General features: G+C 51.2%; 4 protein-coding genes. 1 reads left to right on the top strand and 3 read right to left on the bottom strand.

Annotated features, from left to right (window positions below; genetic code table 11):
• From VBE63_RS28525 to tnpA, 3 genes are all read right to left on the bottom strand, one after another.
• On the bottom strand, positions 1 to 311 hold a 311-nt coding region (locus VBE63_RS28525; RefSeq protein ID WP_323686358.1), incomplete at its 3' end, for a nucleotidyltransferase domain-containing protein.
• Between the two features lie 77 nt (positions 312 to 388).
• Positions 389 to 865: a hypothetical protein gene (locus VBE63_RS28520; RefSeq protein WP_323686357.1), complete on the bottom strand. Its 477-nt coding sequence runs from the start codon at positions 863 to 865 to the stop codon at positions 389 to 391.
• 106 nt (positions 866 to 971) lie between these two features.
• Positions 972 to 1406, bottom strand: coding sequence for an IS200/IS605 family transposase (gene tnpA / locus VBE63_RS28515; RefSeq protein WP_323686356.1), 435 nt, complete (start codon positions 1404 to 1406; stop codon positions 972 to 974).
• 115 nt (positions 1407 to 1521) lie between these two features.
• Between tnpA and VBE63_RS28510 the strand changes: the two genes are divergently transcribed.
• Positions 1522 to 1824 carry a hypothetical protein gene (locus VBE63_RS28510; protein WP_323686355.1) on the top strand — a complete coding sequence of 101 codons (303 nt, stop codon included), beginning with the start codon at positions 1522 to 1524 and terminating at the stop codon, positions 1822 to 1824.
• Position 1825 lies beyond the last annotated feature (1 nt).

The raw sequence follows: 1825 nt of genomic DNA, 5'->3' as shown, positions 1-1825 counted from the left end.
ATGGCGATTCGCTGAAAGGGCGTCGGTGGCAAAGCGGTATGGTACGCAATGATATCGACCGGTAGCGCCAGGGTCTGTTCCAACGCGCTCTTGATCCTTGCGCGCTGAAGGAGCCCGATGGGCTGGCTCGATTGAAGGAGCAGATCGATATCACCCCCCTTTCGGTCATCGAGCAATCTCGAACCGAAAAGAATCGTGCGGGTATCCTGCCCGCCGATCTGTTCGACGGTTTGCTTGATGATGTCGATTTGCTTTGGTGTTAGCCGCATTTTATCCGCTGACTGCCGCCAAAAACCCCGCCAATTTCCCAACCGCAATCTCACTGGTCCGTGCCACCGCATCCGCCGTATTGGACGCATGATGCGACCCAAACACGCAGCTTGAGGGCCTACGCATCGACGCAGACAACTGTTATCTCGCGAAACTCGAATGCAAAATCCCCAGTGACCGGGACAACGGCCAGTTTTTTTTCGCAATGGTCAACGAACAACCAAGCGGTTCGATAAAGATTCGGACACATCGTATGCAGAGTATTAAAATGCTCGGCGATCGCCACATAGTCGATCTCGTAGCGATGTGCGGCGAGATTGCGTACAGTGCGCAAGGCTTGCCATGTCTCAATGGAGTCCAATACCGCCACTTTCTCATAATAGGCCAGCACCTTCAAAAAGCTCTCCGTACTCTCACCCAGTAGCACAGCGGCATGGCGCATCGCTGCCCCCAGGGTGTCTTGCAGTTTCGCGAAACGCTCGTTGAACGCCGCCAGCGCCTCAAACAGCATGGTCTCTTTTTTTCGCGCCTGTAGCGATGATCCTTCGAGTGGCCAATCAATCCGCAAGCCGGCGGCATGCAGAAAATCAACCACTATGGACTGTAAGTCCATAGTATGTATTACGACTGAAAGTCGTGATTTCGGTTAAAACCGACTGAAAGTAGACACTGACTGAAGTCAGTTAAATCCTGACTCAAAGTCATTCTACAGTAAACCCATCATCCTGATGATTTGGATGATCTTCGTGACGCTTCAAATATTCTCGGATCATCTCGTCGGTAACATGCCCCGAACTAAACGCAGCATAACCAATACCCCAAAAATGCTTACCCCAATAGCGCTTTCCAAGTTGCGGAAATTCTTCCTGAAGTTTACGTGAGCTACGTCCCTTGAACCACTTGACGAGATCACTCACCGAGTATTTCGGCGGGTACGATATATACAGATGCACATGATCCTTGCTGACAGCACCACTGATAATCTGAATGTCGTTCTGCGCGCACACTTGACGGATAATTTCCCGTGTTCGGTATCCCACCTCTTTCGTTAGCACCTCATAGCGATATTTGGTAACCCAAATCAGGTGGACTTTCAAGTCATGAACTGTATGCGACGATTTTCGATAAGACCTCATAAATGAGAGTTTACTAAAAGTCTTGCACTAAAGTGCATAGTTTTTACTAAACGGTTGGGACAATAAAAAATTATTTTATATGATCTTCGCTCCTTCCGGATCGAGAATTCGCCGGATGCTACCACCACGCTGTGTTGCTGAGATTGCTCCGAAACAGATGCTCAGCGATGGTGAGCGGCTCGAGCTGCAGCTCGCTGGAGGCAGTTATAGCACCTACGTGCAGACCCTGGATGCTGGTTATCGGAAGGGACCCTTCGATGCCTACCTGAGTCAGGGCTATCGGCGTTCCAACGGCGCGCGGGATCGCGCCGACGGGCGTTTGAGCGATGTCTATGGCCGAGTCGGCTATGCGCTCGACAGCCACTGGGATCTGTCCTTGATGGCGTTACATACCGATAACCGTCAGCGATCCGGGTGAG

This window comes from Lamprobacter sp., from assembly GCF_034860625.1.
Classification (GTDB): Bacteria; Pseudomonadota; Gammaproteobacteria; order Chromatiales; family Chromatiaceae; genus Lamprobacter.
This window is presented reverse-complemented; position numbering and strand designations above follow the sequence as displayed.